25 protein-coding genes are annotated in these 26729 nt (G+C 64.1%); 14 read left to right on the top strand and 11 right to left on the bottom strand.

The features are described from left to right. The 3 genes from AC0L14_RS11740 to AC0L14_RS11730 all read right to left on the bottom strand — a co-directional run. A partial coding sequence (locus AC0L14_RS11740; RefSeq protein ID WP_473749533.1) for an ABC transporter ATP-binding protein occupies nucleotides 1-1559 on the bottom strand: 1559 nt, incomplete at its 3' end. A 25-nt stretch (nucleotides 1560-1584) separates the two neighbouring features. After that, nucleotides 1585-3459: an ABC transporter ATP-binding protein gene (locus AC0L14_RS11735; RefSeq protein WP_473749542.1), complete on the bottom strand. Its 1875-nt coding sequence runs from the start codon at nucleotides 3457-3459 to the stop codon at nucleotides 1585-1587. Then, nucleotides 3443-4027 (bottom strand): hypothetical protein, encoded by a 585-nt coding sequence (locus AC0L14_RS11730; RefSeq protein ID WP_473749531.1) that lies wholly within the window; start codon nucleotides 4025-4027, stop codon nucleotides 3443-3445. The genes AC0L14_RS11735 and AC0L14_RS11730 overlap by 17 nt, the downstream gene beginning before the upstream one ends. Nucleotides 4028-4311: 284 nt before the next feature. On the opposite strand from AC0L14_RS11730, the gene AC0L14_RS11725 reads away from it, so the two are divergent. Both AC0L14_RS11725 and soxR read left to right on the top strand, forming a co-directional pair. Then, nucleotides 4312-4770, top strand: coding sequence for a tRNA (cytidine(34)-2'-O)-methyltransferase (locus tag AC0L14_RS11725; protein ID WP_473527677.1), 459 nt, complete (start codon nucleotides 4312-4314; stop codon nucleotides 4768-4770). A gap of 186 nt (nucleotides 4771-4956) precedes the next feature. After that, nucleotides 4957-5400 carry a redox-sensitive transcriptional activator SoxR gene (gene soxR, locus AC0L14_RS11720; protein ID WP_473749529.1) on the top strand — a complete coding sequence of 148 codons (444 nt, stop codon included), beginning with the start codon at nucleotides 4957-4959 and terminating at the stop codon, nucleotides 5398-5400. Here the strand turns inward: soxR and AC0L14_RS11715 are convergent. Next, complete coding sequence (locus tag AC0L14_RS11715; protein WP_192356034.1) at nucleotides 5397-5654, bottom strand: hypothetical protein; 258 nt, start codon at nucleotides 5652-5654, stop codon at nucleotides 5397-5399. The two genes, soxR and AC0L14_RS11715, sit on opposite strands and share 4 nt — an antisense overlap. A gap of 107 nt (nucleotides 5655-5761) precedes the next feature. Between AC0L14_RS11715 and hemF the strand changes: the two genes are divergently transcribed. The 3 genes from hemF to AC0L14_RS11700 all read left to right on the top strand — a co-directional run bounded on the left by hemF (nucleotide 5762) and on the right by AC0L14_RS11700 (nucleotide 7619). Then, on the top strand, nucleotides 5762-6676 hold the full coding sequence (gene hemF, locus AC0L14_RS11710; protein WP_473749528.1) for an oxygen-dependent coproporphyrinogen oxidase: 915 nt from the start codon (nucleotides 5762-5764) through the stop codon (nucleotides 6674-6676). Between the two features lie 246 nt (nucleotides 6677-6922). Beyond that, complete coding sequence (locus tag AC0L14_RS11705) at nucleotides 6923-7183, top strand: DUF1344 domain-containing protein (protein ID WP_123149376.1); 261 nt, start codon at nucleotides 6923-6925, stop codon at nucleotides 7181-7183. 250 nt (nucleotides 7184-7433) lie between these two features. Continuing rightward, a complete protein-coding gene (locus tag AC0L14_RS11700; protein ID WP_473486812.1) occupies nucleotides 7434-7619 on the top strand; it encodes a DUF1059 domain-containing protein in 186 nt (61 codons plus the stop codon). Between the two features lie 7 nt (nucleotides 7620-7626). Here the strand turns inward: AC0L14_RS11700 and AC0L14_RS11695 are convergent, their stop codons facing one another. The 3 genes from AC0L14_RS11695 to AC0L14_RS11685 form a co-directional block, all read right to left on the bottom strand. Beyond that, nucleotides 7627-8883 carry a CCA tRNA nucleotidyltransferase gene (locus AC0L14_RS11695; protein ID WP_473749525.1) on the bottom strand — a complete coding sequence of 419 codons (1257 nt, stop codon included), beginning with the start codon at nucleotides 8881-8883 and terminating at the stop codon, nucleotides 7627-7629. An 8-nt stretch (nucleotides 8884-8891) separates the two neighbouring features. Beyond that, a complete protein-coding gene (locus tag AC0L14_RS11690) occupies nucleotides 8892-9524 on the bottom strand; it encodes a CoA pyrophosphatase (protein WP_473749524.1) in 633 nt (210 codons plus the stop codon). A gap of 61 nt (nucleotides 9525-9585) precedes the next feature. Continuing rightward, entirely contained in the window at nucleotides 9586-10215 is a 630-nt protein-coding gene (locus AC0L14_RS11685) for a DUF1285 domain-containing protein (protein WP_473749540.1), read from the bottom strand. 146 nt (nucleotides 10216-10361) lie between these two features. Between AC0L14_RS11685 and AC0L14_RS11680 the strand changes: the two genes are divergently transcribed. The 4 genes from AC0L14_RS11680 to AC0L14_RS11665 are packed head-to-tail and all read left to right on the top strand — an operon-like array spanning nucleotide 10362 to nucleotide 17193. After that, a complete protein-coding gene (locus AC0L14_RS11680; protein ID WP_027151026.1) occupies nucleotides 10362-11366 on the top strand; it encodes an AAA family ATPase in 1005 nt (334 codons plus the stop codon). Then, nucleotides 11366-12280, top strand: coding sequence for a DUF58 domain-containing protein (locus AC0L14_RS11675; RefSeq protein WP_123149372.1), 915 nt, complete (start codon nucleotides 11366-11368; stop codon nucleotides 12278-12280). The genes AC0L14_RS11680 and AC0L14_RS11675 overlap by 1 nt, the downstream gene beginning before the upstream one ends. Then, a complete protein-coding gene (locus AC0L14_RS11670; protein ID WP_473486817.1) occupies nucleotides 12277-15102 on the top strand; it encodes a DUF4159 domain-containing protein in 2826 nt (941 codons plus the stop codon). The genes AC0L14_RS11675 and AC0L14_RS11670 overlap by 4 nt, the downstream gene beginning before the upstream one ends. A 3-nt stretch (nucleotides 15103-15105) precedes the next feature. Next, nucleotides 15106-17193: a hypothetical protein gene (locus tag AC0L14_RS11665; protein ID WP_473749523.1), complete on the top strand. Its 2088-nt coding sequence runs from the start codon at nucleotides 15106-15108 to the stop codon at nucleotides 17191-17193. Between the two features lie 7 nt (nucleotides 17194-17200). On the opposite strand, the gene clpS is transcribed toward AC0L14_RS11665, so the two are convergent. From clpS to AC0L14_RS11645, 4 genes are all read right to left on the bottom strand, one after another. Beyond that, nucleotides 17201-17506 (bottom strand): ATP-dependent Clp protease adapter ClpS, encoded by a 306-nt coding sequence (gene clpS / locus AC0L14_RS11660; RefSeq protein ID WP_029349886.1) that lies wholly within the window; start codon nucleotides 17504-17506, stop codon nucleotides 17201-17203. Between the two features lie 182 nt (nucleotides 17507-17688). Next, complete coding sequence (gene choV, locus AC0L14_RS11655) at nucleotides 17689-18870, bottom strand: choline ABC transporter ATP-binding protein (RefSeq protein ID WP_473527668.1); 1182 nt, start codon at nucleotides 18868-18870, stop codon at nucleotides 17689-17691. Further along, on the bottom strand, nucleotides 18867-19721 hold the full coding sequence (gene choW, locus AC0L14_RS11650; RefSeq protein ID WP_095494431.1) for a choline ABC transporter permease subunit: 855 nt from the start codon (nucleotides 19719-19721) through the stop codon (nucleotides 18867-18869). Before choW ends, choV begins: the two co-directional genes overlap by 4 nt. Nucleotides 19722-19877: 156 nt before the next feature. Continuing rightward, the gene (locus tag AC0L14_RS11645) at nucleotides 19878-20825 is read right to left on the bottom strand and encodes a choline ABC transporter substrate-binding protein (RefSeq protein WP_473486877.1); all 948 of its coding nucleotides are present in this window, start codon (nucleotides 20823-20825) and stop codon (nucleotides 19878-19880) included. A 218-nt stretch (nucleotides 20826-21043) separates the two neighbouring features. Between AC0L14_RS11645 and AC0L14_RS11640 the strand changes: the two genes are divergently transcribed. The 5 genes from AC0L14_RS11640 (at nucleotide 21044) to AC0L14_RS11620 (ending at nucleotide 26719) form a co-directional block, all read left to right on the top strand. Continuing rightward, entirely contained in the window at nucleotides 21044-21649 is a 606-nt protein-coding gene (locus AC0L14_RS11640) for a thymidine kinase (RefSeq protein ID WP_473749520.1), read from the top strand. 392 nt (nucleotides 21650-22041) lie between these two features. Next, nucleotides 22042-23130, top strand: a complete 1089-nt coding sequence (locus AC0L14_RS11635) for a hypothetical protein (RefSeq protein WP_473486819.1) — start codon at nucleotides 22042-22044, stop codon at nucleotides 23128-23130. A gap of 35 nt (nucleotides 23131-23165) precedes the next feature. Then, nucleotides 23166-24311 carry a hypothetical protein gene (locus AC0L14_RS11630; RefSeq protein WP_473749519.1) on the top strand — a complete coding sequence of 382 codons (1146 nt, stop codon included), beginning with the start codon at nucleotides 23166-23168 and terminating at the stop codon, nucleotides 24309-24311. Nucleotides 24312-24335: 24 nt separating this feature from the next. Continuing rightward, on the top strand, nucleotides 24336-26246 hold the full coding sequence (locus AC0L14_RS11625) for an AAA family ATPase (protein WP_473749518.1): 1911 nt from the start codon (nucleotides 24336-24338) through the stop codon (nucleotides 26244-26246). Nucleotides 26247-26308: 62 nt separating this feature from the next. After that, on the top strand, nucleotides 26309-26719 hold the full coding sequence (locus tag AC0L14_RS11620; RefSeq protein WP_095494434.1) for an endonuclease domain-containing protein: 411 nt from the start codon (nucleotides 26309-26311) through the stop codon (nucleotides 26717-26719). Nucleotides 26720-26729 lie beyond the last annotated feature (10 nt).

Genomic DNA, 26729 nt, shown 5'->3' with positions numbered 1-26729 from the left:
ATCGCCACGCGCTGGCGCTGGCCGCCAGACAATTTCACGCCGCGCTCGCCGACAAAGGCCTCGTAGCCCTGGCGATCACGATTGTCGCGCAAGTCGAGGATGAAGTCGTGCGCCTCGGCCTTCTTCGCGGCCGCGACCACCTCGGCGTCGGTCGCGTCCGGCATGCCGAGCTTGATGTTGTCGCGAAGCGAGCGGTGGAAAAGCGCAGTATCCTGGCTGACCACGCCGATATTGGCGCGCAGCGAATCCTGCGTCACCTTTGAAACATCCTGGCCGTCGATGGTGATCTTGCCGGCCTCGACGTCGTAGAGGCGCAGGATCAGATTGGCCAGCGTCGTCTTGCCGGCGCCCGACGGCCCGACCAGCCCGACCTTCTCGCCCGGCCGCACGACAAGGTCGATTCCATTGAGCACGCCGAACCCCTTGCCGTAGTGGAACTCGACCTGTTTCACGTCGATGCGGCCGCCGGCGACGACAAGCTCCCTGGCGTCAGGTGCGTCGGTCAGGCCGAGCGGCTGCGAGATCAGCGCCTTGGAGTTCTCCAGCACGCCGAGATTCCGCAGGATGCCGTTGAGCTGCATCATCAGCCGGCCGAGCAGCATGTTGAGCCGCAGCACCAGCGACAGCGTGAAGGCGACGGCGCCGACGGTGATCGAGCCTTCGAGCCAGAGATAGACGGCAAAACAGGCGATCGCGGTGATCATGATCCCCGACAGCGTCGTCAGCGCCATGCGCACGCCGGTCAGCCTGCGGGTGAACGGGCGCAGCGCTTCGAGATAGATATCGAAGCCGCTCCTGATGTAGCGATCGTCGCCGTCGGCGGAGAACAACTTCAGCGTCTGCACGTTCGAATAGGAATCGACGATGCGGCCGGTGATCATCGAACCGGCCTCGGCGGTTTCCTCGGCATGCTTGCGTATCGCCGGCAGATAGCGGTTGGCCAGCCAGCCGAAGGCGGTGATCCAGATCACCACCAGCACCGCCAGCCGCAAATCGAGGCCGGCGACCAGCACCAGCGTCGTCACCGTATAGACGACCATGAACCAGACGACCGCGATGAAGCTTTCCATCAAATCGCCGGTCGCCTGCCCCGCCTGCCAGACCTTGGTCGCGATGCGGCCGGCGAAATCGTTCTGGAAGAAGGCGTAGGACTGGCGCGAGACATGACGGTGCGCCTGCCAGCGCACCAGATTGTAGAAGCCGGGGGTGATGGTCTGCTCGTCGACCAGCGCCGCCAGGCCGACGACGATGGTGCGGACGACCAGCACCACGGCGGCCATGAAGACAAGTTCGGGACCGGCGGCAGTCCACAGCGCATCCCAGCTGCGCTCGCCGGGGAGCTGGTCGAGAATGTCGACCAGCCTCCCGACGAAGTAGAACAGTCCAGCCTCGACCAGCGGCGCAATACCGCCGATGACCAGCATGGCGAAGAAGGCGACCTTCGCCTGGCCGACATAGTGCCAGAGGAAACCCCTGACGCTGACCGGTGGCCGAAGCCCCGCGGGCTCCCTGAACGGATAGACCCAGTTCTCGAACCAGCGATAGACGGCAATCATCATTCTGCTGCCATCATTCTGCTGCCCATCATTCTGCTGCTTGACCCCTAGCGATGGCATCGTTGGCGGCGGCACCGTCGTCGAGCAGGAAGCCGCCCGATTGGCGCTGCCAAAGCTGCGCATAGAGCCCGCCGCCGGCGACGAGTTGCTCATGCGAACCTTCCTCGATGATGCGGCCCTTGTCCATGACGACGAGCCGGTCCATCGCCGCGATGGTCGAGAGCCGGTGCGCGATGGCGATGACGGTCTTGCCTTGCATGAGCTGGTAGAGGTTCTCCTGGATGGCGGCCTCGGCCTCGGAATCAAGCGCAGACGTCGCTTCGTCGAGAATGAGGATCGGCGCGTCCTTCAGCATAACGCGGGCAATGGCAATGCGTTGCCGCTGGCCACCGGACAATTTGACGCCGCGATCGCCTACATGCGCATCGAAACCCGTGCGGCCACTGGCGTCCGAAAGCCTTGATATGAAATCAAGTGCCTCGGCGCGGCGTGCTGCCTCGACCAGCATCTCGTTGCTGGCGTCCGGCCGGCCATAAAGGATGTTCTCGCGCACCGAACGATGCAGCAGCGAGGTGTCCTGCGTGACCATGGCGATCTGGGCGCGCAGCGAATCCTGCGTCACCGCCGCGATTTCCTGGCGATCGATCAGGATCTTGCCGTTTTCAAGGTCGTAGAAGCGCAACAGAAGGTTGACCAGCGTCGACTTGCCGGCCCCCGAGCGGCCGACGATGCCGACCTTTTCGCCCGGTTTCACCGTCAGCGACAGGCTCTCGATCACACCCTTCTGCTTGCCGTAGTGGAAGCGGATGTCCTCGAAACGGATCTCGCCCTTGGTCACGGCAATGTCCTTGGCGCCAGGCCTGTCTTCGACGACACGCGGCAGCGAGATCGAGCTGATGCCGTCCTGCACCGTGCCGATATTCTCAAACAGGGTGGACATCTCCCACATGATCCATTGCGACATGCCCCACAGCCGAAGAACGAGGCCGATGACCAGGGCGACGGCGCCGATCGTCACCGCCTGGCCGAGCCACAGCCACAGCGAGATCGCGGTCACCGAGAACAACAGCAGCGAATTCAGCATGTAGAGCAGGCCGTAGAGCTGCGTCACCAGCCGCATCGACCGGTAGACCGTATCGAGAAAGCCGGCCATCCCTTCCCGGGCGAAGGACGCCTCGCGGCGCGCATGCGAGAACAGCTTGACCGTCTGGATGTTGGAGTAGCTGTCGACGACGCGGCCGGTCATGGTCGAGCGCGCGTTGGCCTGCTCCTCGCCGACCTTGCCCAATCGCGGGATGAAATTGCGCAAGAGCAAGACATAGCCGGCAAGCCAGACGGCAAGCGGTGCCGCCAGCCGCCAGTCGGCCGAGCCGACGATGAACAGCATGCCGAGGAAATAGACGACGACATAATTGAGCACGTCGATGAGCTTGATGACGCACTCACGCACGGCGAGCGCGGTCTGCATCAGCTTGGTCGCGATGCGCCCGGCGAACTCGTCCTGATAGAAGCTCATCGACTGCTTGAGCAGGTAGCGATGCACCTGCCAGCGGATACGCATCGGATAATTGCCCATCAGCGTCTGCTGGCTGAGGAGCAAACGAAACCAGACCGTCGCCGGCAGCGCGAACACCACGATGAAAGCCATGCCCGCGAGCTTCCAGCCCTCGGTCTGCAGGAATGTCTCGCGGTTCTGCGCCGACAGCCAGTCGACGATCCGGCCCATGAAGCCGAACATCCACACCTCGGCAAGGGCGATAGCCGTCACCAGCATCGCATCGATCGCGATGTAGGGCCAGGCACCGCGCGTATAGTGCACGCAGAAGGCGATCAGCGTCTTCGGCGGCTCGACCGGCTCCTCGGCAGGGAACGGATCGAGCCTTGTTTCAAACCAGCGGAACATTGTCTTGGTACTCATGTGCTTGTTTTCGCTCACGCGGCGCGGAGCGCGTGGCATCCTTGGAGCGCGTAGCGTCAAAGACCGGCGTGCCGGAATCACCCGGGCCGCCGGTCCTGCTTCGCGCAATATAGGTTGTCGCGGGCTTTTCGCCGACAGGCTCGTTTGACGATCCTGACAGCGCTGTGTCGACAACCCGGAGTGTCGCGACGGTCTCTGCGCCAGGCCGGATCAGCCTGATGATCCGGCGCACCAGCGACGGCCGGCTGCGGTCGGGAACCGCGCGCGAGAAATCGACGTCCGGCAGCATGCCGCGATGCGGGCGCCGGCGGGTCTCGGCGTGAGCCGCAGACGAATAGGTTTCGCCGATCAAAAGCGCCCAGGTCGCCATCCTGCGCTCGTGCAGGCTTCTTGAACCGGGAATTTTGCAGGGATCGAACATCGGTCCGTCCTCCATGTGAAAATACGGGAAAAAGTCCGGCCTGTTCGCAGGCGAATGGCCGGCGAAAGGCAGGGATTGAACAGAGGCGTGTTCAGGTGGGGCGTTCAGCCCCTTCGACAGCTTGAAAAACATCGCAGGATTCCTTCGAAGGCCGAAAAAGGTTTCGGCTAAGAATCGGTGCGATCGAAGTCTAAAGCGTCAGGAGAATCGTCGTACCGAAACCGCCGGCAGGCTGGTAAGCCCACATGAGGGGCGTTGGATGTGCATGATCATCATGAATTACCCCTCCATCGGTTCGGGTTGACAATGCCCGGCGTATAACCGACTTCGCAGAAAATGACCACCCGCCAGTCCAGCAATTTCCAAAACCGCGCGACCCCTGTGGCCGATCTGCCACGGATCAAAATGGCGTGGAAATGAACGACCGTCTCCGCATCGCGCTCTACCAGCCGGATATCGCCGGCAATACCGGGACAATCCTGCGCTTCGCGGCTTGCCTCGGTCTCGGCGTCGACATCATCGAACCGGCCGGCTTCCCGCTCTCCGACCGGGCGCTGAAACGGGCCGGCATGGACTATCTCGAAATGGCGGCTCTGACCCGGCATGTCGACTGGCACGCCTTCGAGAACTGGCGCAGAGGCGAAGCGCGGCGGCTGGTGCTGCTGTCGACCAGAGCCGCGACCGCCTACACCGATTTCGCCTTCACCGACGCCGACATTCTTTTGTTCGGCCGTGAATCCGCAGGTGTGCCGGATCCTGTCCACGAGGCGGCGGATGCGCGACTGATCATCCCGATGCAGCCGGGCACGCGCAGCATCAACGTCGCGCTTTCCGTCGCCATGGTGGCCGGCGAGGCGATCCGGCAACTCGGATAGGATTTGCAGACCCTCAGTGGGCGCAGCGATTATAGCCGCTTTCTGGCCGACGACTGCTTCTTGGCCAATGACCGCACCCTCCCTTGTCATTCTCACCCAGGCGCACATCGCCTTCTCCTGCGGTTTGCATGTCAAGGTTTCTTCGTTACAAGCTCAACTTAACTTGAGGTCAAGCGGAAAATTCGAATGGCGGTGACGGAACTGACGGTCGGCCAGGTGGCCAAGCGGAGCGGGGTGGCGGTATCGGCGCTGCATTTCTACGAGGCGCGCGGACTGATCCGCAGCCACCGCACATCAGGCAATCAGCGACGCTACGGCCGCGACGTGCTGCGACGTGTGGCGATCATCAGGATCGCGCAAGAGGTCGGCATCTCGCTGGCCGAGATAGGTGCCGCACTGGAATCGCTGCCTGACGGCCGCACGCCGACGCGCGAGGACTGGAACCTGCTTTCAACGGCCTGGCGCGACCAGCTCGATCGCAAGATTGCCCAGCTGAAGAAGCTGCGCGACGGGCTGACCGACTGCATCGGCTGCGGCTGCATGTCGATCGACAAATGCCCGCTGCGGAACAAGGAAGACCGATTGAGCGCCCAAGGCCCGGGCGCAAGGCGGCTGTTGGTCGCTCGCTAATCCGCCGCGGGCAATCGCCTGATCGTGAATTCGATGACGTCGCCCGGCCGCTCGAACCAGCTTTCGATCTCGGTCCAATAGGCCTGCTTGGGAAAGCGTTCGAACCACTCCTTCGCCTTGAGCCGCGCATCGGAACGCGGCAGGACGAAGGTCTCGCGCAGGAACCCGTCGCGCGGCATGCGCGCGCGCTCGGCGCGCGAACGGTCGAGCCTCTTCTTCAGGCCATCCAGCGGCGGTCTTGCCGGGGTGCGCACGAAAGAACTCCATTCACACTTGACCCTTGCACCTAAGAGATTAGGGATCGCGGCCGGAAAAGACGAGTCATTTGTCGGGGCACGCGCCCCACAACCGGAGACAGCATTTGCAACGACCCGAAATAGCGGCGGGGCTGCCGGCCGATATCGAACAGAAGAAGAGGAAGGCGCGGCTGTGGTTCGAGACGTTGCGCGAGCGCATCTGCGCCGCCTTCGAGCAGATCGAGCAGGACCTGCAGGGGCCGCAGGCCTCATGGTCGGCCGGCCGCTTCGAAAAGACTCCGTGGGAGCGCGACGCCGGCAAGGGCGGCGGCGGCATCATGTCAATGATGCGTGGCCGCGTCTTCGAGAAGGTCGGCGTCCACACCTCCACCGTCTATGGCGAGTTCTCGCCGGAGTTCAGGAAGCAGATGCCGGGCGCCGAGGAAGACCCGCGCTTCTGGGCGAGCGGCATTTCGCTGATTGCTCATCCGTGGAACCCCAACGTGCCGGCCGTGCACATGAACACGCGCATGGTCGTCACCTCGCGCCAGTGGTTCGGCGGCGGCGCCGACCTGACGCCGGTGCTCGATCGTCGCCGCACCCAGGATGACCCGGACACGATTGCCTTCCACCGGGCCATGCGATTCGCCTGCGAGAAGAACGCCGGCGTCGCCGACCACGCGAAATTCAAGGCCTGGTGCGATGAGTATTTCTATCTGCCGCACCGCGACGAACCGCGCGGCACCGGCGGCATCTTCTTCGATTGGCTGCATTCGGGTGAGGACAAAGGCGGCTGGAACGCCGATTTCAACTTCGTCCAGGATGTCGGGCGATCTTTTCTCGTCGTCTACGGACATATCGTGCGGGCCAATTTCAACGACAACTGGACCGACGGCGACCGTGAAGAACAGCTCATTCGCCGCGGCCGCTATGTCGAATTCAACTTGCTTCACGATCGCGGCACCATCTTCGGACTGAAGACCGGCGGCAACGTCGCCTCGATCCTGTCCAGCCTGCCGCCGGAAGTGAAATGGCCGTAAAATCTCGGTGAGTCGGACGTGAGCCGCAATGAGGTCCAAATCGTTTGATTTTGGCGGCGAATGTGGCGCGCAGAATATCTTTTTCGTCTAATATCCACTTGAAAAAACAGGGCTATTTTTCGTTCCGGGCCGGGAAACGCCGGCGGTTCATCCTCCCTAGAACCGCGACGCGACGCGACCGGACGGCCCATGATTGAGTGGGGCACCTTCCCAAAATGGTGCCCTCATTTTCCAGGAGAGCATGCCATGCGCAAGCTTATTATGTCGGTTGCGGCTGCCGCCGTTCTTGCCTCTGGTGGCGCTGCCTTCGCAGCGGTCAAGCACACCACGGGCACGGTCAAGACCTATGATGGAACGGCCATGAGCCTTGTTCTGGATAACGGATCTACCTTTACGCTGCCCAAGGCCTTCAAGAATCCTGGCCTGAAGGCCGGCGAAAAGGTCCGCGTTTCCTGGGACATGAGCGGCAAGCACAAAATTGCCGAGGCAGTCAGGATCATGAAGTGATCGCCTGCCCGCTGGAGCAAGACGAGGTCTTGCCTCCGGGGTAGTGTTAAGAGGGCGGAGCAGCGATGCTCCGCCTTTTCGGTCTTTGCGGCAACCAAAACCATTCGACCGTGTTATGCTTGCTCGGCCAGCGCATGACCCGAATACCGACACCCGGTTTCAGACAGGGATCATGCGTCCATCAAAGGTGCTGGAGCTTCCGCGTTCAAGCAAATGGGCGGCGCTCCGGGGAGGAAAAGGGAGAAATCCGATGAAAGAATTCCACTGCGGCTCGCTCGTTCCGGGTTGTGACTGGCATACGCGCGCCGAAGAGGAAGCCGAGGTCATGCGTCGTGCGGTCGAGCACATGCGCGAGACGCATGGCGAGACGATCATCCGCGAGACGATGATCGAAGCCATCCGTTCGCGCATCGAAAAACCCCGCGACGCGGCCTGACTTTTGCCTAACTTTCGAATGCTTCTGCGGCGCGCTTGAGGAGCGCGCCGCGATCCAGCGCAAAGCCGGACTCGATCCACTCGTTTTCGAGGTTCTTCAAGGTTGCGCCGAGTTTCGGTCCGGGCGACGCGCCAAGCGTCGTCAGATCGGCGCCCTTGAGCGGAAAAACGGGCTTTTTCCACTTTCCGGTGAAGGCCAGCAGGCGCGAGAAGCCGCCGGCTTCGAGCAGCGCGTCATTGTCCTCGACGGCGCGGGCTCGAGCGGAAGCGAGCGACAGCCGTAAGCGATCGACAAGGCCCTGGTGATCGCCACGATAGAGCCGTTTTGCGAGTTCGGCTTCGGTCGTCTTCGGCTCGACAGGCGCTGTCAGCGCCCACTGCCTCAGACGGCCGGCATCGCTGACCGAGAATCTCAGCCGCTCAGCGAGCATCTTCAGCCGCGCGGCGTCCGGCGGCACGATCGCTTCCAGCCTGAGCAGCGGGTCCGGCGTCCAGCCTAGATCCTTCTCGGCCTTGGTCAGCGCATGGATCGCATCGATGCCCCATTTCTCGCTCTCCGGCAGAACGCTGGTGAGCACGCTGGCCTGGCGCATCCACAGCAAAGCGCGCGATGGATCGGGGGCCGACAGCAGCTTCTTCAGCTCGGACCAGACGCGCTCGACCGAGAGTTGGCCGAGCCCCTCCTTAAGCCGGGCGCAGGCCTTCAGCCCTTCGGCATCCGGCCGGCCGTCGCCATACCAGGCGAAGAAGCGGAAAAAGCGCAGGATGCGCAGATAATCCTCGCGGATGCGCGCCTCCGGATCGCCGATGAAGCGCAGCCGGCGCGCCTCGAGGTCGGCGACGCCGCCGACCAGGTCGACGATCGTCCCGTCGGCCTCGGCATAGAGCGCGTTGATGGTGAAATCGCGCCGTTCCGCGTCGGCCTTCCAGTCGCGTCCGAACGACACCTTGGCCCGCCGTCCGTCGGTCTCGATGTCGGCACGCAGCGTGGTCACCTCGAACGGCTTCCCGCCGGCGACAATCGTGATGGTGCCGTGCTCGATGCCGGTCGGCACGGCCTTGAAGCCCGCCGCCTCGGCGCGGCGGATGGTCTCATCGGGCACGGTCGTGGTGGCGATATCGACGTCGGCGACCGGCTGGCCGATGAGCGCATTGCGCACCGCACCGCCGGCGACACGCGCCTCCTCGCCGCCAGCCGCCAGCGCCGCCAGCAGGCGCTGCAGGTGCCGTTCGCCGAGCCACTCGGCTTTGCCCGCGAGCGACATCCGGCCGCTCACGTATAGAGCCTTTCATAGAGCGTGCGGATGATGCCGGCGGTGACGCCCCAGATGCGCTGGCCGGCATAGGGCATCTCGTAGAAGACCCATTCGAGGTCGTTCCACATCCGGCTGTCGCGGCCGTGGTTGGCCGGATCCATCAGGAAGCGCAGCGGCACTTCGAAGACGGCGTCGACCTCCTCGGAATTCAGCGTCAGTGAAAAACCCGGCCGCACTATTGCCAGCACCGGGGCGATCCGGTAGCCGCTGCCGGAGACATAATCGGGCATGCGGCCGATGATCTCGATGCGGTCCCGGCCAAGACCGATCTCCTCGAATGTCTCGCGCAAGGCCGCCGCCTCCGGGCTCGCATCGCTCGGGTCGATCGTGCCGCCGGGAAAGGCCACCTGCCCCGAATGGTTGCGCAGCTTTTCCGCCCGCTTGGTCAGCAGAACCGTGGCGTCGCGTCCGTGATCGACCACCGGGATCAGCACCGCGGCATCGCGCAGCGCCTTTGCGAGCTTCAAACGCGGATGGCCGGGGTTGAAGCGATGGTCGCCATAATCGTCGGCGGCATGCGCCAGCGGCTGCGCCGCGACGCGGGCGCGAAAATCCGCGGCGGAAAACGGCGCCGGCGTCACCTGGTCCATAGCATCACCTGGTCCATCATGCTCCGGTCCATCTTGCCCCGGTCCATCTTGCGCTGCCCTCTCATGCGCTCAGCCGCTGCAGTTTTTCCGCCGGCATTATCGGATAAACCGCGCCCTTCGAGCGGACGGCAAACATCCTTCTGCCGCCGACCTCGATCTCCTGGCCATGCTCGACCAGTTCATACATCACCGGCCGCGCCACCAGCGCCTCCAGCCGTCCGCGCACCAGCACATAGGGTTTCAGGCCGCCGGTCGCCTCCTCGTCGACGAAGCGCAGCGGATGCTCCGGCCCGGCCTCGACCACATCTCCGACATTGGTGCGAAAGGTGACGACTTGGCCATCGCCGGTGCCGCAAACATCCATCTCGACGGCGATGAAAGGCGCATCGACGACGCGGATGCCGACCCTTTCCACCGGCGTCACCAGATAGGTCTTGCCGTCTTCGTCCTTGCGCAGCACGGAGGAAAACAGTTGCACCAGCGGCATGCGGCCGATCGGCGTGCCCTGGTAGAACCAGGTGCCGTCCTGTCTGATCTCCATGTCGAGATCGCCGCAAAAAGCCGGGTTCCAGCGCTCTACTGGGGCCGGCCCCTTGCCCGCGCGGGCGGCACGCGAGATCAGCGCCTCCAGTCCGCGCGCCTCGGTCGCGGTCGTCAAACTTCCTTCACGATCTTCGGCGCGTTCTGTCATGGTCACGAAATAGTCACTGTTGTTCCGCTTGTCAGCATAAGTCAGTGATTTAAGTTCAAAGACAGGCGCCACGCGAGGCCGAATCGCGGCACTCTGTGGCGTCTTAGGTGCAAGCCGGCATTTCCAACGAGAAGGATCGATGCTGCATGAGCGTGATGATCAAGGAAAGCCCGATCAGCGAAAAGGACATGATCGCCCAGGCCGAGACGGCGCTGGCCGACATTTCCAGGGTTCGCGAGGGCGTCGGCCGCGTCATCTTCGGCCAGGAAAGCGTCGTCGAACGCACGTTGGTGGCGCTGTTGGCCGGCGGTCATGCGCTGCTGGTCGGCGTGCCCGGCCTCGCCAAGACCAAGCTGGTCGAAACGCTGGGCATCGTGCTCGGCCTCGATTCCCGCCGCATCCAGTTCACGCCCGACCTGATGCCGTCCGATATTCTCGGCTCCGAGGTGATGGAGCAGGACGAATTCGGCAAGCGCTCCTTCCGCTTCATCTCCGGGCCGATCTTCGCGCAGCTGCTGATGGCCGACGAGATCAACCGCGCCTCGCCGCGCACCCAGTCGGCGCTGCTGCAGTCGATGCAGGAATACCACGTCACCATTGCCGGCGTCCGCCACGACCTGCCGGCGCCCTTCCACGTGCTGGCGACGCAGAACCCGCTGGAGCAGGAGGGCACCTATCCGCTGCCCGAGGCGCAGCTCGACCGTTTCCTGATGCAGGTCGACATCCTCTATCCGGAAATCGAGGCGGAGCGCCGCATCCTTCTGGAGACCACCGGTATCGAGGACGCCAAGGCGCAGAACGTGCTGCAGCCGGCGCGGCTGAAGGAGATCCAGACTCTCATTCGCCGCATGCCGGTGCCGGAAAGCGTCGTCGAGGCGATCCTCCAGCTGGTGCGCTCGGCGCGCCCTGGCCAGGGCAATGCCGAGACTGACAAGCACGTCGCCTGGGGCCCGGGGCCGCGCGCCAGCCAGTCGCTGACGCTATGCGCCCGCGCCCGCGCCCTCTATGATGGACGGCTGGCGCCGTCGATCGACGATATCAGAGCGCTGGCCGAGCCGGTGCTGCAGCACCGCATGGCGCTGACCTTTGCCGCCCGTGCCGAGGGCACGACCGTGCGCGACGTGGTGGCGAAACTGGCAAAAGGCATCTGATGGCGCGTATAGGCGAGGCCCAGGCACCGGCGGCGACGCGTGACGCGCTCGCCCGCGGCCGGTTGCGGGCGTCGCTGGTGCCGGACCTGCTGGTCGAGGCGCGCCGCATCGTCAACACGGTGATCGCCGGCTGGCACGGCCGCCGCAAGCGCGGCATCGGCGAGAATTTCTGGCAGTTCCGGCCCTATGTCGAGGGCGACTCCTCGCGTATCGACTGGCGCCGCTCGGCCCGCGACGACCACATCTACGTGCGCGACCGCGAATGGGAGGCTGCCCATACGGTGTGGCTGTGGGCCGACCCCTCGCCTTCCATGCTCTACAAATCCACCGGCGCCACCGTCTCGAAGGAATCCCGCGCGCTGGTGCTGGCGCTGGCCATGGCCGAGCTTCTGTCGCGCAGCGGCGAGCGCATCGCCTGGCCCGGGCTGACCGATCCGTTCACCGCCCGCAACGGCGCCGAGCGCATCGCGGCGCAACTCACCCATGCCGGCGAATTGCCGGTGAAGCCCGACCTATCCGCTATTCGCCGCTTCTGCGACATCGTCATCGTCAGCGACTTCCTCGATCCGGTCGAGGACACCATCGCCTGGCTCGACGTGCTCGCCCGCCACGGCGTGCGTGCCCATCTGATCGAGGTCGCCGACCCGGCCGAGGAGAGATTCCCCTATGCCGGCCGCACCGAGTTCACCGATCCCGAGACCGGCGACAAGCTGACTGCCGGCCGTGCCGAAACGCTGGGCGATGAATACCGACTGCTTTACATCGCCCGGCGTCAGGAACTGACCGACTGGTGCAAGCGGCTCGGCTGGAGCTTCACCGTCAACCACACCGACCGCCTTGCCTCCGATGCGCTGGTGCGTGTCCACATGGCGATGACCGTCGATGGCAGCTCAGCCGGGAGGATCCGCGCGTGAGCTGGCTGCCGCTATCCTTCGGGGCACCGATGGTGCTGTGGGGCCTTCTGGCGCTGCCGGTGATCTGGTGGCTGTTGCGGTTCACCCCGCCCAAGCCGCAGACCGAGATCTTCCCGCCGCTGAAGATCCTGGCCCGCGTGCTGAAGCGCGAGGAGACGCCGCAACAGAGCCCGTGGTGGCTGACGCTGCTCAGGCTGCTGATGGCGGCCCTCATCGTTGCGGCGCTTGCCGAACCTGTCTTCAACCCGCGTGAAAGACTGCCGGCCGAGGGCGCCGCTCTTGCGCTGGTCATCGACAATGACTGGGCAAGTGCCGCCGACTGGGGCCAGCGCGTCGCCACTGCCGAACGGCTGATCACCGATGCCAGCTCCAACGACGTGCCCGTCATCATCGCCTTCACCGCCGAGAAGCCGAATGCCGAGATCGGTCCCTTCGACGCCGCCACCGCGCTCGACCGGCTGCGCGCGGCAAAGCCGCGGCCGATCCCGACCGACCGCCCTGCCGTCTACGCTCGCGTCGCGGCAACCCTGGAGACCTTGCCGGGCGCCAGCGTTGCCGTGCTCGCCGACGGTCTGGCGGCGGAAGGCGACGAGGCCGCCTTCAACACGCTTTTATCGAAAAACGCCGCCCGTGTCGTCTGGGCCGCCTCCGACCGGCCTGGCCTGATCGGCCTGACCGGCGCCGACAACCTGGTCGACGGCTTCGAGCTGACCGCCATCCGCGCGCCGGGCGATCCGGCGCCGGCTCAGGTGACCGCCGGCGCCTTCGACGACAAGGGCCGCCGTATCGCCGACGCCACGCTGACCTTCTCACCGGGCGAATCCACCGCCACCGGCACCATGGCGGTGCCGTTCGAACTGCGCAACGACTTCGCCTCGATCGCGCTCGACGGCCAGCGGCAGGCCGGCGCCGTCCGCGTGCTCGACGAGAATTCCAAGCGCCGCCGCGTCGGGCTGCTGTCGCAGGCCGAGGCCGACCAGGCGCAGCCGCTTTTGTCGCCGCTGTACTATATCCGCCGCGCGCTGCAGCCCTTCGCCGATCTGACTGAGCCGTCGAGCGCCGACCTTGCCGATGCCATCCCGCAGCTCCTCGACCAGAAGCCGGCAATGATCGTCATGGCCGATGTCGGCACCATTCCGCAGCAGGTGCGGCAAAGGCTGGTCGACTGGGTCGACAATGGCGGCACGCTGGTGCGGTTCGCCGGCTCGCGGCTGGTCGCCGCCGGCAATGACGACGACCTGCTGCCGGTCAGGCTGCGCACCGGCGAGCGCTCGCTCGGCGGCGCGCTGTCGTGGACGACGCCGCAGCCGGTCACCGATTTCACGAAGACCGGTCCCTTCGCCGACCTCGCTCCGCCCGCCGAGGTCACCGTCACCAGGCAGGTGCTGGCCGAGCCGACGCCCGATATCGTCGAGCGCACCTGGGCCACGCTTGCCGACGGCACGCCGCTGGTGACCGGGATGAAGAAGGGCAAGGGCACGCTCGTCCTGTTCCATGTCACGCCGGAGGCGACCTGGTCGAACCTGCCGATCTCCGGCAGCTTCGTCGAGATGCTGCGGCGCATCGTGCAATTGTCGCGCAACCAGGGCGCGGCGGTCGCCAATGCCGAAGCCGCAGCCGCCTCGCTGGCGCCCTACCGCATGATATCAGCCGACGGCACGCTTGTGCCGCCGACCCCGGATGCACGGCCGCTGGTGCCGGGTGCCGGCCCGCTGCCGGTGACGTTCGACAACCCGCCCGGCCTGTACGGCTCCGAAACCGGCGTCCTCGCCCACAATCTGCTCAATGCCGAAAGCAGCTTCGCACCGCTGGTCCGTCCTCAGATCACCGTGCCGGTCACCACCATCCAGTACGCCTTCGACGAATCGCACAATTTGAAGGGCCCGCTGGTTGCGGCAGCTCTCTTGCTGATGGTGCTCGACACGCTGGCCGTGTTCTGGATGGGCGGCCTGTTCTCGCGCCGGCCACGCCGCGCCGGCACGGCTGCTGCGACCACCGCCGCCCTGCTGATTGCGCTCGGCGCCCTGGTCGGCCACACCGACATCGCCCGCGCCGACGATGCCAAACCTGGCGACGAACGGGCGATCGAGGACATTTCGAAGACCCGGATCGCCTATGTGCAGACCGGCGAACGGAGTGTCGATTCGATCAGCCAAGCCGGGCTGGAGGGCCTGACCCGCTTCTTGATCGAGAAGACCGCGCTCGAGCCGGGGGCGCCAGCCAGCGTCGATATCTCGAAGGACCAGCTTGCCTTCTATCCGCTGATCTACTGGCCGATCGATCCTGCCGCGCCGATGCCGAGCCAGGCCGCGATCGCCCGCGTCGACGCCTATATGCAGCAGGGCGGCACGGTGCTGTTCGACACGCGCGACCAGTTCGCCACCGGCATCGGCGCGGATTCGGCCAGCCCGGCGACGGAGCGGCTGCGCGACATCCTCGGCAACCTCAACGTGCCGGCGCTGGAGCCGGTGCCGTCGGACCATGTGCTGACCAAATCCTTCTACATCCTGCCTGAGTTTCCCGGACGCTTCGCCGGCGGACCGCTCTGGGTCGCGGCGTCGCTCGAAGCCAGCAACACCGAGAACCGCCCGGTACGCACCGGCGACGGCGTCTCGCCGATCATGATCACCGCCAATGATTTCGCCGGCGCCTGGGCGGTCGACGAGAATGGCGACCCGCTTTTGCCGACCGTGCCGTCGGACCCGATGCAGCGCATTTATGCGCTGCGCGCCGGCGTCAACATCATGATGTACATGCTGACCGGCAACTACAAATCCGATCAGGTGCATGTGCCGGTGCTGCTCGAACGGCTGGGGCAGTAAGCCATGAACTTGTCGCTCGCCTTCGAACCGCTCGTCTCGTGGCCGCTGCTTGGCCTGGTGCTGGCGCCGCTGTTGCTGCTGGCATTGGTCGGTCTGTGGTTTCGCCAGCGCGGCGCGATCTTCCGATTTGCCGCCCTGCTGGCGCTGGCTGCGGCCCTGCTCAACCCGGTGTTGCTCGACGAAGAGCGCGAGGCGCTGAAAAGCGTCGTCGCCGTTGTCGTCGACCGCAGCCAGAGCCAGGACATTGGCGAGCGCACCAAGCAGACCGACGAGGCGCTGGCCGGGGTTCAGCAGCGCCTCGGCCGCTTCAAGCAGTTCGACGTCCGCGTCGTCGAGGCCGGCAAGTCGGAAGCCGCCGAGGAGCGCACCGAGACGCGGCTTTTCGGCGCGCTTGAAAGCGCTTTCCGCGACGTGCCGCCTTCGCGCATCGGCGGCGCCATCATGATCACCGATGGCGAGGTGCATGACGCCCCCGGCGGCACGCCCGACTTCAACGCCCCGCTGCACGCGCTGATCACCGGCAACGACCAGGAAAAGGATCGCCGCATCCGCTTCGAGAATGCGCCGCGCTTCGGTTTGGTCGGCAAGCCGCTCGAAATGACCTATCGCGTCATCGGCACCAACAACGAGACCGGCTCGATCGATGTGCGCGTCTCGGTCAATGGCGAGCAGGTTTCGGTCGAGCGCGCCACCATCGGCCAGGCTATGCCGCTGCAAGTGACCATTCCCGGCGCCGGCCGCAACATCGTCGAACTCGCCATCGACCCCGAGCCCGACGAACTCACCGACACCAACAACCGCGCCATCGCGCTGATCGATGGCATCCGCGAGAATTTGCGCGTGCTGCTTGTTTCCGGTGAGCCGCATGCCGGTGAGCGCACCTGGCGCAACCTTCTGAAATCCGACGCCTCGGTCGATCTGGTCCACTTCACCATTCTGCGGCCGCCGGAAAAGCAGGACGGCACGCCGATCAACGAATTGTCGCTGATCGCCTTCCCGACGCGCGAGCTGTTCGTCGAGAAGATCAAGGATTTCGACCTGATCATCTTCGACCGCTATCAGCATCGCGACGTGCTGCCGATCCTCTACTACGACTACATCGCCGAATATGTCGAAAAGGGCGGCGCGCTGCTGATCGCGGCAGGGCCCGAATATGCCGGCGAAAGCTCTATCGCCCGCACGCCTTTGATCTCGGCGCTGCCGGCGATGCCGACCGGCGAAGTCGTCGACAAGGCCTTCTATCCGCGCCTCACCGAGCTCGGCCAGCGCCATCCGGTGACGCGCGGGCTCGACGGCTCCGCCACCGAGCCGCCGCACTGGAGCCGCTGGTTCCGCACCATCGGCGTCGAGAACCCTGAGGGCGAGGCGGTGATGAAGGGGGCGGACAACCGACCGCTGCTCCTGCTCGACCGCAAAGGCGAAGGCCGCGTCGGCATGTTCTTGTCCGACCAGGGCTGGTTGTGGGCGCGCGGCTTCGAGGGTGGCGGCCCGCATGTCCAGCTCTATCGCCGCATCGCCCACTGGCTGATGAAGGAGCCCGAACTCGAGGAGGAGCGGCTGACCGCCGACGGCCGCGGCATGATGCTGGAAATCCGCCGCCAGACGATGAGCGACGATCCCGGCCCGGCGCAGATCATCACCCCGTCCGGCAAGGCGATGACCGTCAAGCTAGAGAGAGCCGAACCCGGCGTCTTCCTGGGCAGCATCGAAACCAGCGAGATCGGCCTCTACCAGGTCGGCAATGGCGACCTGAAGGCGCTTGCCCATGTCGGCCCGGTCAATGCGCCGGAATTCACCGACGTCGTCTCCACCGAGAACCGGCTGAAAGCGCCGGTCGAGGCCACCGGCGGCAGCGTGCGCCGGCTGGCGCAATCATCGACCCTTGGCAATCTCACCGGCGGCGTGACGCTGCCCTCGGTCGTCCCGGTTCGCTCCTCGGGCGCGGCGGCCGGCAACGACTGGATCGGCCTGCGCACCACCGACGACAGCGTGCTGAAGGCCGTCTCGCGCGTGCCGCTGTTCGGCGGGTTCCTCGGCCTCGGCCTGCTGCTTCTGGCATTGGGCTCGATGTGGTACCGCGAGGGGCGGTAGCGCAGCCCTACTCCTCCGGTTCCGTCGTGAACATCAGCGGGTAGCCCTTGGCCTTGCCGGCATCAGTCGCCCGTGTCGCCTTGGTCTCGGCGACGTCCCTGGTGAAGACGGCGACGACGCAGACGCCGCGCTGGTGCGCGGTGATCATCACCCGCCGCGCCTGGTCTTCGCTCAGCTTGAATTCGCCCTTGAGCACCGTCACCACGAACTCGCGCGGCGTGAAATCGTCATTGAGGAGGATGACCTTGTAGAGCTTCGGCCGTTCGATCTGCGGCTTCGTTTTGGTGCGGGGTTTGGTGACGATCTCAGGCATCGGAACCGGCAATTGTGCGCAAGAATTTCGCGTTTATTCTGGCATAGCCAAAAGCGATCGTCCATTTTTGGACCGCCCGCAAACCGCCTTCCCGGCGGGCGCGGCCGTTCACAAGTCCGTGCCTATGTGGGACCGCCGCCAAGCCGCGCAGAAACGATACGGGCCGTTTCGTTTAGAAAAAACTACCGCCGCAACACCGCACTCAGCACATCCCTGACGCCGATGGCGCCGACGAAGCGCGACTGGTCGTCGAACAGCGCCACCGGTGCGGTCTGCGAGCGGTGCATGGCCAGCATCACCGTCTTCAGCGAGGTGCCGGGATTGGCCCAGAATACCTGCGTCGTCTCCTCCGGCTGCGCCTCGACATCGGCGCACGACACCCAGAACGCCGGCTTGCCGTCGCGCTCGGCCGCCGCCACCAGCCCGTGCTCGTCGATCTTGAAACGCGTCGTCTTGCGGCGGTCGAGCCACACCCAGCCGTCCTCGCCGTGGTCGAGGTCGCGGCGGTCGCGCATCACGTTCCAGGCAGTCAGCACCGAGAGCGGATTCACATTGGCGATGAAGTCGCGGACATAGTCGTTGGCGGGGCGCAGCACGATGTCTTCCGGCGCGCCGGTTTGCACGATGCGCCCGCCTTCCATGATGGTGATGTGGCTGCCGATCTTCAGCGCCTCCTCGAGGTCGTGGCTGACGAAGATGATGGTCTTCTTCAGTTCGGCCTGAAGCTGCAGCAATTCGTCCTGCAGCTTGGTCCGGATCAGCGGGTCGAGCGCCGAGAACGGCTCATCCATCAGCAGGATCGGCGCTTCGGTGGCAAACGCACGCGCCAGCCCGACGCGCTGCTGCATGCCGCCGGAAAGCTCGTGGGCGTATTTCGACGCCCACTGGTCGAGGCCGACGAGCTTCAACTGGCGCTCGACGCGCGCCTTGCGCTCGGCTTCGGGCACGCCGGAAAGCTCTAGGCCGAAGCCGACATTTTCCGCGACGGTGCGCCAGGGCAGAAGGCCGAACTGCTGGAACACCATGGCGACCCGCGTCTGTCGGATGTGGCGCAGCGTGGCGGCGTCGCAGGCCGCGACATCGATCATGCGGTCGCCGTCCTTGACCATGACGTTGCCGCGCGCCGGCACGTTGAGCAAGTTGACGGCGCGGAGCAGCGTCGATTTGCCGGAGCCGGAAAGGCCCATCAGGACGGAAATCTCGCCCTCGTTGACGGTCAAATTGGCGCCGGCGCAGCCGAGCACGGCGCCGGTCTTCTCCAGGATTTCCTGACGCGTCGCACCCCTATCTACGAGCGCCAGCGCTTCCTTGCGCGCCGTGCCGAAGACGATGTCGACATTCTTGAAATCGACCGCAGCGCTCATTTGGCGGCTCCCGTGCCGATGCGGCTGATGCGGTCGAGGATGATGGCGAGCACGACGATGGCGAGGCCGGCTTCGAGCCCGAGCGGGATGTTGACCGAGTTCAGCGCGCGCACCACCGGCTTGCCGAGGCCGTTGGCGCCGATGAGCGCAGCGATCACGACCATGGAGAGGCAAAGCATGATGCACTGCGTCAGCCCCGCCATGATGGTCGGCAGCGCCGCCGGCAGCTCTACCTTCCACAGGAGCTGGCGTTTTGTCGCGCCGAAGGCTTCGCCGGCCTCGATCATCGGTTTCGGCACCGAGGTTATGCCGAGATGCGTCAGGCGGATCGGCGCAGGAGCGGCGAAGATGACGGTGACGATGAGGCCGGGAGCGATGCCGAGGCCGAAGAGAATGAGCACCGGGATCAGGTAGACGAAGGTCGGCATAGTCTGCATAAGGTCGAGGATTGGCTGGAGATAGCGGTAGCCACGCTCGTTATGCGCCGCCCAGATGCCGATCGGCACGCCGATGGCCATGGAGGCCGCAGCGGCGCCCACGACCAACACCAGCGTCTCGACGGTTTCCTGCCAGAGATCCTGGTTGACGATGAACAGGAGGCCGAGCGCGACGGCAAGCGCCAGCTTCCATGATTTCTGCAGGTACCAGGCAAGCCCGGCTATGGCGGCAACCAGGAGAACCGGCGGGACGAGCAGCAAAAGATCGACCAGCCCGTCGAGAACGACGGTGAGCCCGTCGGCGATACTGTCGAAAAACCACTCGAAATTGGTGGTCAGGAAGTCGAAGAAGGTCTTGCCCCACCGCCCGATCGGGATCTTGAAGCTCGAAATCAGTTGCGAAACCGGATCCATGGCAAATGTCCCCTCATTTCTTCTTCACCCTCCCCCTGGCGGGGTGGGTCGAACCGCGCAGCGCAGCGGAGCGGGTGGTCACGGTTATGCTCCGTTCTGCACCACCCCACCGCGGCGCGTGCCGCGCCTCCCCGCAAGGGGGAGGGTGTAAGTCTGCTACGAACCCAGCGCGGTTTTCACGGCGGCCGCGGCGTCGCCGCCGTCGAACGTCGTCACACCGGCGAGCCATGGCGTCATCGCGTCCGGATTGGCCTTGAGCCATTCGGTAGCCGCGGCCCTCGGGTCGGCGCCGTCATTGAGGATCGCACCCATGATCTCGTTTTCCATCTTGAGCGAGAACACCATGTTCTTGAGCAGCGCGCCGACGTTCGGGCATTCAGTGGTGTAGCCGGCCCGGACATTGGTGGCGACGGTCGCGCCGCCGAAATTCGGGCCGAACACCTCGTCGCCGCCCGACAGATAGGCCATCTTGATGTTGGCGTTCATCGGATGCGGCTCCCAGCCGAGGAAGACCACGTCTTCGCCCGATGCGGCCGCCTTCTGCACCGCCGACAGCATGCCGGCCTCCGAGCTTTCGACGAGCTCGAAATCCTTCAGGCCGAACTTGTCGGCGGCGATCATGTCGAGGATCAGGCGGTTGCCGTCATTGCCGGCTTCGATGCCGTAAATCTTGTTGTCGAGCTTGTCCTTGAACTTGGCGATATCAGCGAAATCCTTGAGACCGGCGTCATAGGTGTGCTGCGGCACGGCGAGCGTATACTTTGCGCCTTCGAGGTTGGTCACGATCGTCTCGACCGACTTGTCTTCGAGATAGGGCTTTATGTCGGCTTCCATGGTCGGCATCCAATTGCCGAGGAAGACGTCGACGTCCTTGTTCTTCAGCGAGGTGTAGGTGACCGGAACTGACAGCACCTGCACGTCGGGTTCGTAGCCGAGCGCTTCGAGGATGACGCTGGCGGTAGCGGTGGTGGCGGTGATGTCGGTCCAGCCGACATCGGCAAAACGCACCGGCTTGCAGCTTTCCGGCTCGGCGGCGAATGCGCCGCCCGCGGAAAGAAATGCCGCCAGACCGAAGCCGGCGGCGAATAGTTTCATACGCGACATCATGTATTCTCCCATTGTGATCTATCGGCGAAGCGAAGTTGCGGTTTTGTCTCCGCCTTGTTTCGTCAGCCAAACACCATTCTGGTGCGGTTTCAAGCGATAAGACAATCGCGACCAACGGCGCGGGCTGGCCGATCAGCGACACGTTCGCCGCTTTTCTGGTGGAATGTGAGGACGCCCCCTCCCCGCGCCGGGACAACTCGGCTTAAAAGGGCTGCATGGCCAAGCTGTACTTCCACTACGCGACAATGAATGCCGGCAAGACGACGATGCTGCTGCAGGCCTCGTACAATTACCGCGAGCGCGGCATGACGACGATGCTGTTCGTCGCCGGCCACTACCGCATGGGCGATACCGGGCTGATCTCGTCGCGCATCGGCCTGGAGACGGAGGCTGAGATGTTCCGCAACGGCGACGACCTGTTCGCCCGGGTCGCCGAGCATCACGACCACACGACCGTGCATTGCGTCTTCGTCGACGAGGCGCAGTTTCTCGAGGAGGAGCAGGCGTGGCAGCTCGCCCGCATCGCCGACCGGCTGAACATCCCGGTGATGTGCTACGGCCTGCGCACGGATTTCCAGGGCAAGCTGTTTTCCGGCTCGCGCGCGCTCTTGGCGATATCGGACGATCTGCGCGAGGTGCGCACCATCTGCCGCTGTGGCCGTAAGGCGACGATGGTCGTGCGCCTCGGCGCGGACGGCAAGGTGGCGAGACAGGGCGAACAGGTGGCGATCGGCAAGGATGTCTATGTCTCGCTCTGCCGCCGCCACTGGGAAGAAGAAATGGGCCGCGCCGCGCCCGACGATTTCATCGGCTTCACCTAAAGCGCGGCGCGTCGTCACGCGGCGCGCGTCAGTTCTCGTTGTTTGCGTGTCGTTGTCCCAAAACCGTTGCGCACTTTTGGGCGACATGCATCAAGCCTGACCAGCGCTATTCTGGGTTGCGTGCGCATCGAACGGTGCGAGGAGGAGGGGAAAGAACCGGCAAGAAGAACCGCGATCGGGGAGCTATTCGTTGCTTTGTGACGGCAGTTATGCTAGTAGTTTGGCCATGGTGCTGATTGCGCCGACGACCCGCCGCCGAGGCGGGTTTTTTGTGTCGGGTTTCGGCGCTATCCTTCGCAAACTCCTAATCTTCCGCCTTCCCTTCCCCCCATGCCACACATATATTCGCGGCGGTTCGCGACACGAAACAGATGCCGAAGCGGGAGGCCCCTATGGCGACATTGCAGAATTTCGATGCCGAAATTGCCAAGACCAAGCAGGTCGTGCAGGACATGCGCACGAAAATCGAGCAGTCCGGCACGGTGCTCGACACGCTCGCCAAGACCGACAAGAAGATCGGCGACGCCAATTTCGACCTCGAGAACGCCCGCATCGAGGATGTGCTGAAGCAGCAGAAGGTGATGGAAGGCAACATCGCCGACCTGATCATCGGGCTGGAGGACGCCACCAACGTCTTCGGCGCCGAATTCGAGAGCATGAAGAACTACACCGGCTGGGAAAGCCTCGTCGGCATATTTTCCGACCAGAGCAAGCAACGCATGCGCACCGACCGCGTCCGCAACATGTCGCTGGCCGGCAATCTGCAGGAGCTTCTGGCGAAATCCGACACCATCGTCGGCATCCTCAAGGCGCAGAAGCAGATCCTCGACCAGCGTTACAAGACCTCCGAGGCCAGCCTGTCGCAGGTGATCGAGCGCCGCAAGGCGACCATGTCCAATCTGGAGACTGTGCAGAAGCGTATCGAGGAGCTCAATCCGATGCTGCTCGACATCGAGAACAAGATCGCCGCCTCGATCAGCCAGAAGGAGCGCACCGAGCTCGAAGGCGACCGTTCGAAACTGGCCACGGAGTACAACGAGAAGCAGGCCAAGGAGCAGGAGCTGCTGGCCGAAAGCCAGACGCTGGAGCGCTACACCTCGATGTTCCAGACCTTCGTCGATTCGCTCAACAACCAGATCGCGGCGCAGTCGACGCTGATCAACAAGCTGACCATCGATACCGAGCAGCGCATCGTCCTTTACAAGGCGCTGGAAGACTCGCTGAAGACCGCCGCCCAGCAGGACGTCGCCCACAAGATCAACACGCTGGGCAGCCAGGTCGACAACACCGCCGAGGAGACCATGGCCGGCATCGGCGCGGCCTCGCAGAAGCACATCGGCGATCTCCTCGAAATGCACGAGAAGAACATGGTGGCGACCGCCGACATCCAGCGCCGCAAGAAGCTGGCCGACGATGCCTTTGCCCGCCGCTTCGACGACGTGCTGAAGAAGCACAATGCGGCAAACTACGTGCAGTCATAATTGCTGCACCCGCATCGCTACCAAGGGCTGGCTGCATGACCCCCGAAAATGAAGCGGCAGCGCGGTATTTCTCGGCGATCACCGCGGCGCTGAGCGGCCTCGAGGTGTTCATGCGCGACGATCGCTCGCCGCTCTACCGGCACGGCATCGTCGCCAAGATCGTCGCCGAATACATCGCGCGGCTCGACAACTCGTTTTCCTGCTGGCGCAACCGGCTGGGCTTCGTGGAGACGTTCCGCATTTCGCGCGCCGAAAGCGGCTTTCCGGTCTTCCAGAACGTGCTCGAACTGGAAAACGATCGCCGCCAGGCCGATACGCGTCTCGCCAACATACCGCTGGCCGACGAGTTGCGCGAGGAAATGGCCGATTTCATCCTGCGCCACAAGGAATTCCCCGAGGCGCTGCAGAAGTCGATGGCCGAGCGGCTCTATCTGGAGGGCGTCAGGAGCGAGACGACCTTCGGGCCGTTCACTTTGGCGCAGACGGCAAAAGTCTCGGTCAATTCGAAGACCGGACGGCCTTACTATCTCGTCCACTGGGCCGCCTTCGACGGCAGCGCCAACCTGCCGCTGGTCTATATGGTGACGGTCGAGGATTCCTCCGAAGAGATGATCGGGCAGCTTGTCGACCGAAATGGCAAGCTCAACGACAAGGTCGACATTCCGCTTCCGGTTGACGGGCTGCTCAATCCCGAGCTCGCCCACCGCTTCGACGACTTCACCGAGAAGAATTCCGCCTATACGCTGTCGCCGGCGACGATCGCGGTCAACCTCGACAAGGATTTCGAGCCGCTCCACCCCAAGCAGTTGCGCCGCGTCGTGCTCGGTCCGTTCTATTCGGCAGGGATCACCGAGAACAATTCGACGGTGAGCGAAGTGCTGGCCAAGGTGCGCAGGCCGGAAAACGCCTGGCTGCTGACCTGGACCATCCAGGAGGTCTATTCCAAGGCCGAGAAGCCAGGTCGCAAAGGCCTTTTCTCAAGCGAGAAGACGACGCAGGAATTCTTCATCGACACCGACGATCTGGAGGCCGCGCGACAGGGCGTGTCGAGCTACGAGAAGCATGCGCTGATCCCGCATGAGGCCTATCAGGCGCTCTACGCCGCCGGCGAGGCGCAGAAGATCTTTTCCGGCTACAAGGTCCACATCCTGTCCAAAGGACAGGTCATCAGTGACGTCTGACCGTCAAATCGCGGAGCATCCTTCATGGACACCGGCCTGACCACGATTTCGGAAGCGGCAATCGAAAAGCACCGCGCCACGGCGCAGAGCTTCATCACCCGCATCGTCGTGCTGGAGGATCCGTCGCGGGAATCCGGAACGGCACTTGCCGGCACCAACCGCCGCTTCGTTTCGACCGTCTCGGTCGGCTCGGCGCGCCGCACACGCGAGGTCGAGCTTTCCAAGACCGTCGCCGCCGTCCATCCCGACGACCAGTTGCTGAGCATTGCACAGCACATGCTGCTGTTTCGCACCCGGCGCGGGCTGGCGATCGCGCTTGCCATCGCTGATGTCTTCGCCGAAGGCTCAGATCTCGAGAGCTTGAAGGCGAAAAACGCCCGCGCCCCGCTCGAAGGCGACGAGGCCGCCACATTCAAGAAGCTGCTGTCGGCTTCGGCCTATATTTCGGCCTTCAGCCTCGCCTCCTATCTGTTCCAGCTGATCGACAGCGACGGCGAGGCGCCGAACGATACGCCCGAGCCGGACTTCCTGTTCGACACGCCGCAGGATGCAGTGAAGTCAATTGTTGCCGGCCTCGACAGGGCGATATCAGGCGCGAAGGACGACGCCGAGCTGATGACCCGGGCGCGCGCCTTCGCCCGCGTCGCCATCGACGGGCTTTTGGCGCGAAAGGGCCGCTTCGACGGCATCGGTCCGTTCGAGAACGCGCATATCCGCATCGACGTCGACGACTTCACCCTCGACGGCTTCGACGTCGCACCGGGCAAGCGGTCGAAGCCGCTGGTGATGACCTTCAAGAAGCCGGAAGAGGTTGTCGGCAACCACATCGCCAAGTACCAGTCGGTGAAGCTCGCCAAGATGCTGATGGCTTACGATTTCGAGCGCGAGCTGAACCCGTTCGTCGAACTCGGCGGCTTCCTGTTCACCTTCATCGGCGACGGCGCGCCCGGTACCGGCAAGACGACGCTGATCCAGATGATCGCCGGTCTCGTCAACGGTTACTGCCAGGTCGCCGGCTATCCCTTCGCCTACGAGAATTTCGGCGTTGACCAGATCTCCTCCTATCAGGGCAAGTCGGGCCAGAACTGCCGCCAGTTCATCAACAATGTGCTGAACCCGCGCGTCATCGGCTTCGGCACCATCGACGATATCGATCAGGTGGCGGCCCGCCGCTCCGATGATCGCGCCTCGGCCGGCCAGCAGGAAATCACCGGAGTCCTGATGGACGCGTTCGGGGGCGCCGGCACGGTGGTGCGCGGCAACTGCTCCTTCGGCATGTTCTCCAACTATCCCGAAAACGTCGACGACGCGCTGCGCCAGCGCGCCGGCGCCCGCTGGCTGGTCGATGGGCCGCAGAGCCGCGACGATTACATCGACATCTTCGTGCTGCTCGCCGGCAAGAACCACAAGATCCCGCTCGGCGACCACAAGCTCTACGCCGCCCAGGAAATCCAGCGCGCGGTGATGGAAGCCTATGAAGAGCATGAGAAGCCCAGGGAAGACGGTCTCATGAAGGTCTATGAGCGCTACATGAAGGAGAACGGCGCACCGAAGTCGATGGCCGACATCGGCACCTATCTGCACATGATCAAGGAGGCCGAGCCGCGCTTCACCGGCCGCGCCATCAGGAACGTCACCGACGCGATCAAGATGCGCGCCATGGACATCGAGCTGCCGGACGAGTGGTTCGAGAAGCCGGAAGTCTTCATGCACAAGGGCTACGACGACAAGAAGGCGATGATCGAGGAACTGCGCGGCCCGTTCTCGATGGACATGGTCATGCAGGAGGTCAACCGCTACGCCGACTCGGAGTTCCGCTACTCCGACAAGTCCGACGACGCGGCGGTGACCAAGATGATCCGCGACACCCGCCTGCGCGACCGCGCGGTCCGCGAGATCGAGGAGTTGAAGAAGAAGGGCCTGTGGAATGCGTGAGGTTCTTCCTTCTCCCCGTTCACGGGGAGAAGGTGCCCGAAGGGCGGATGAGGGGCAGCGCAATGCGTGGTGGAAACGAACCGAAAGTATCAAAGGCCCGGCAACTTCGGAAAGTTGAAAACGACGCCGAGGAAAAACTCTGGAGCGAACTGCGTGGACGGAGATTGAATGGCCATAAATTTGTTCGTCAATTGCCAATCGGTCCATATTTTGCAGACTTTGCCTGCCGTGAAGCCAATCTGGTTGTGGAAGTTGATGGAAGCCAGCACGCAAATCGATCTCAGGATCGGTACAGGGACGAAACGATGAACCGGAACGGCTGGTCGGTGCTGCGGGTGTGGCACGCTGATGTTCTAGCGAGTCGCAAAAGCGTGTTGGATACGATCGTAGCGGTCCTGGACGGTCGACTGGATAAAAAAATGATCGCTGTCGACGCGAAATTTCTGCCGTCAGCAACTTCAGAGGAAAGATGATGAGCGTCTG

The organism is Mesorhizobium sp. WSM4841, assembly GCF_055811515.1.
The sequence above is the reverse complement of the archived record's forward strand: the minus strand, read 5'-3'. Positions and strand labels throughout refer to the sequence as shown.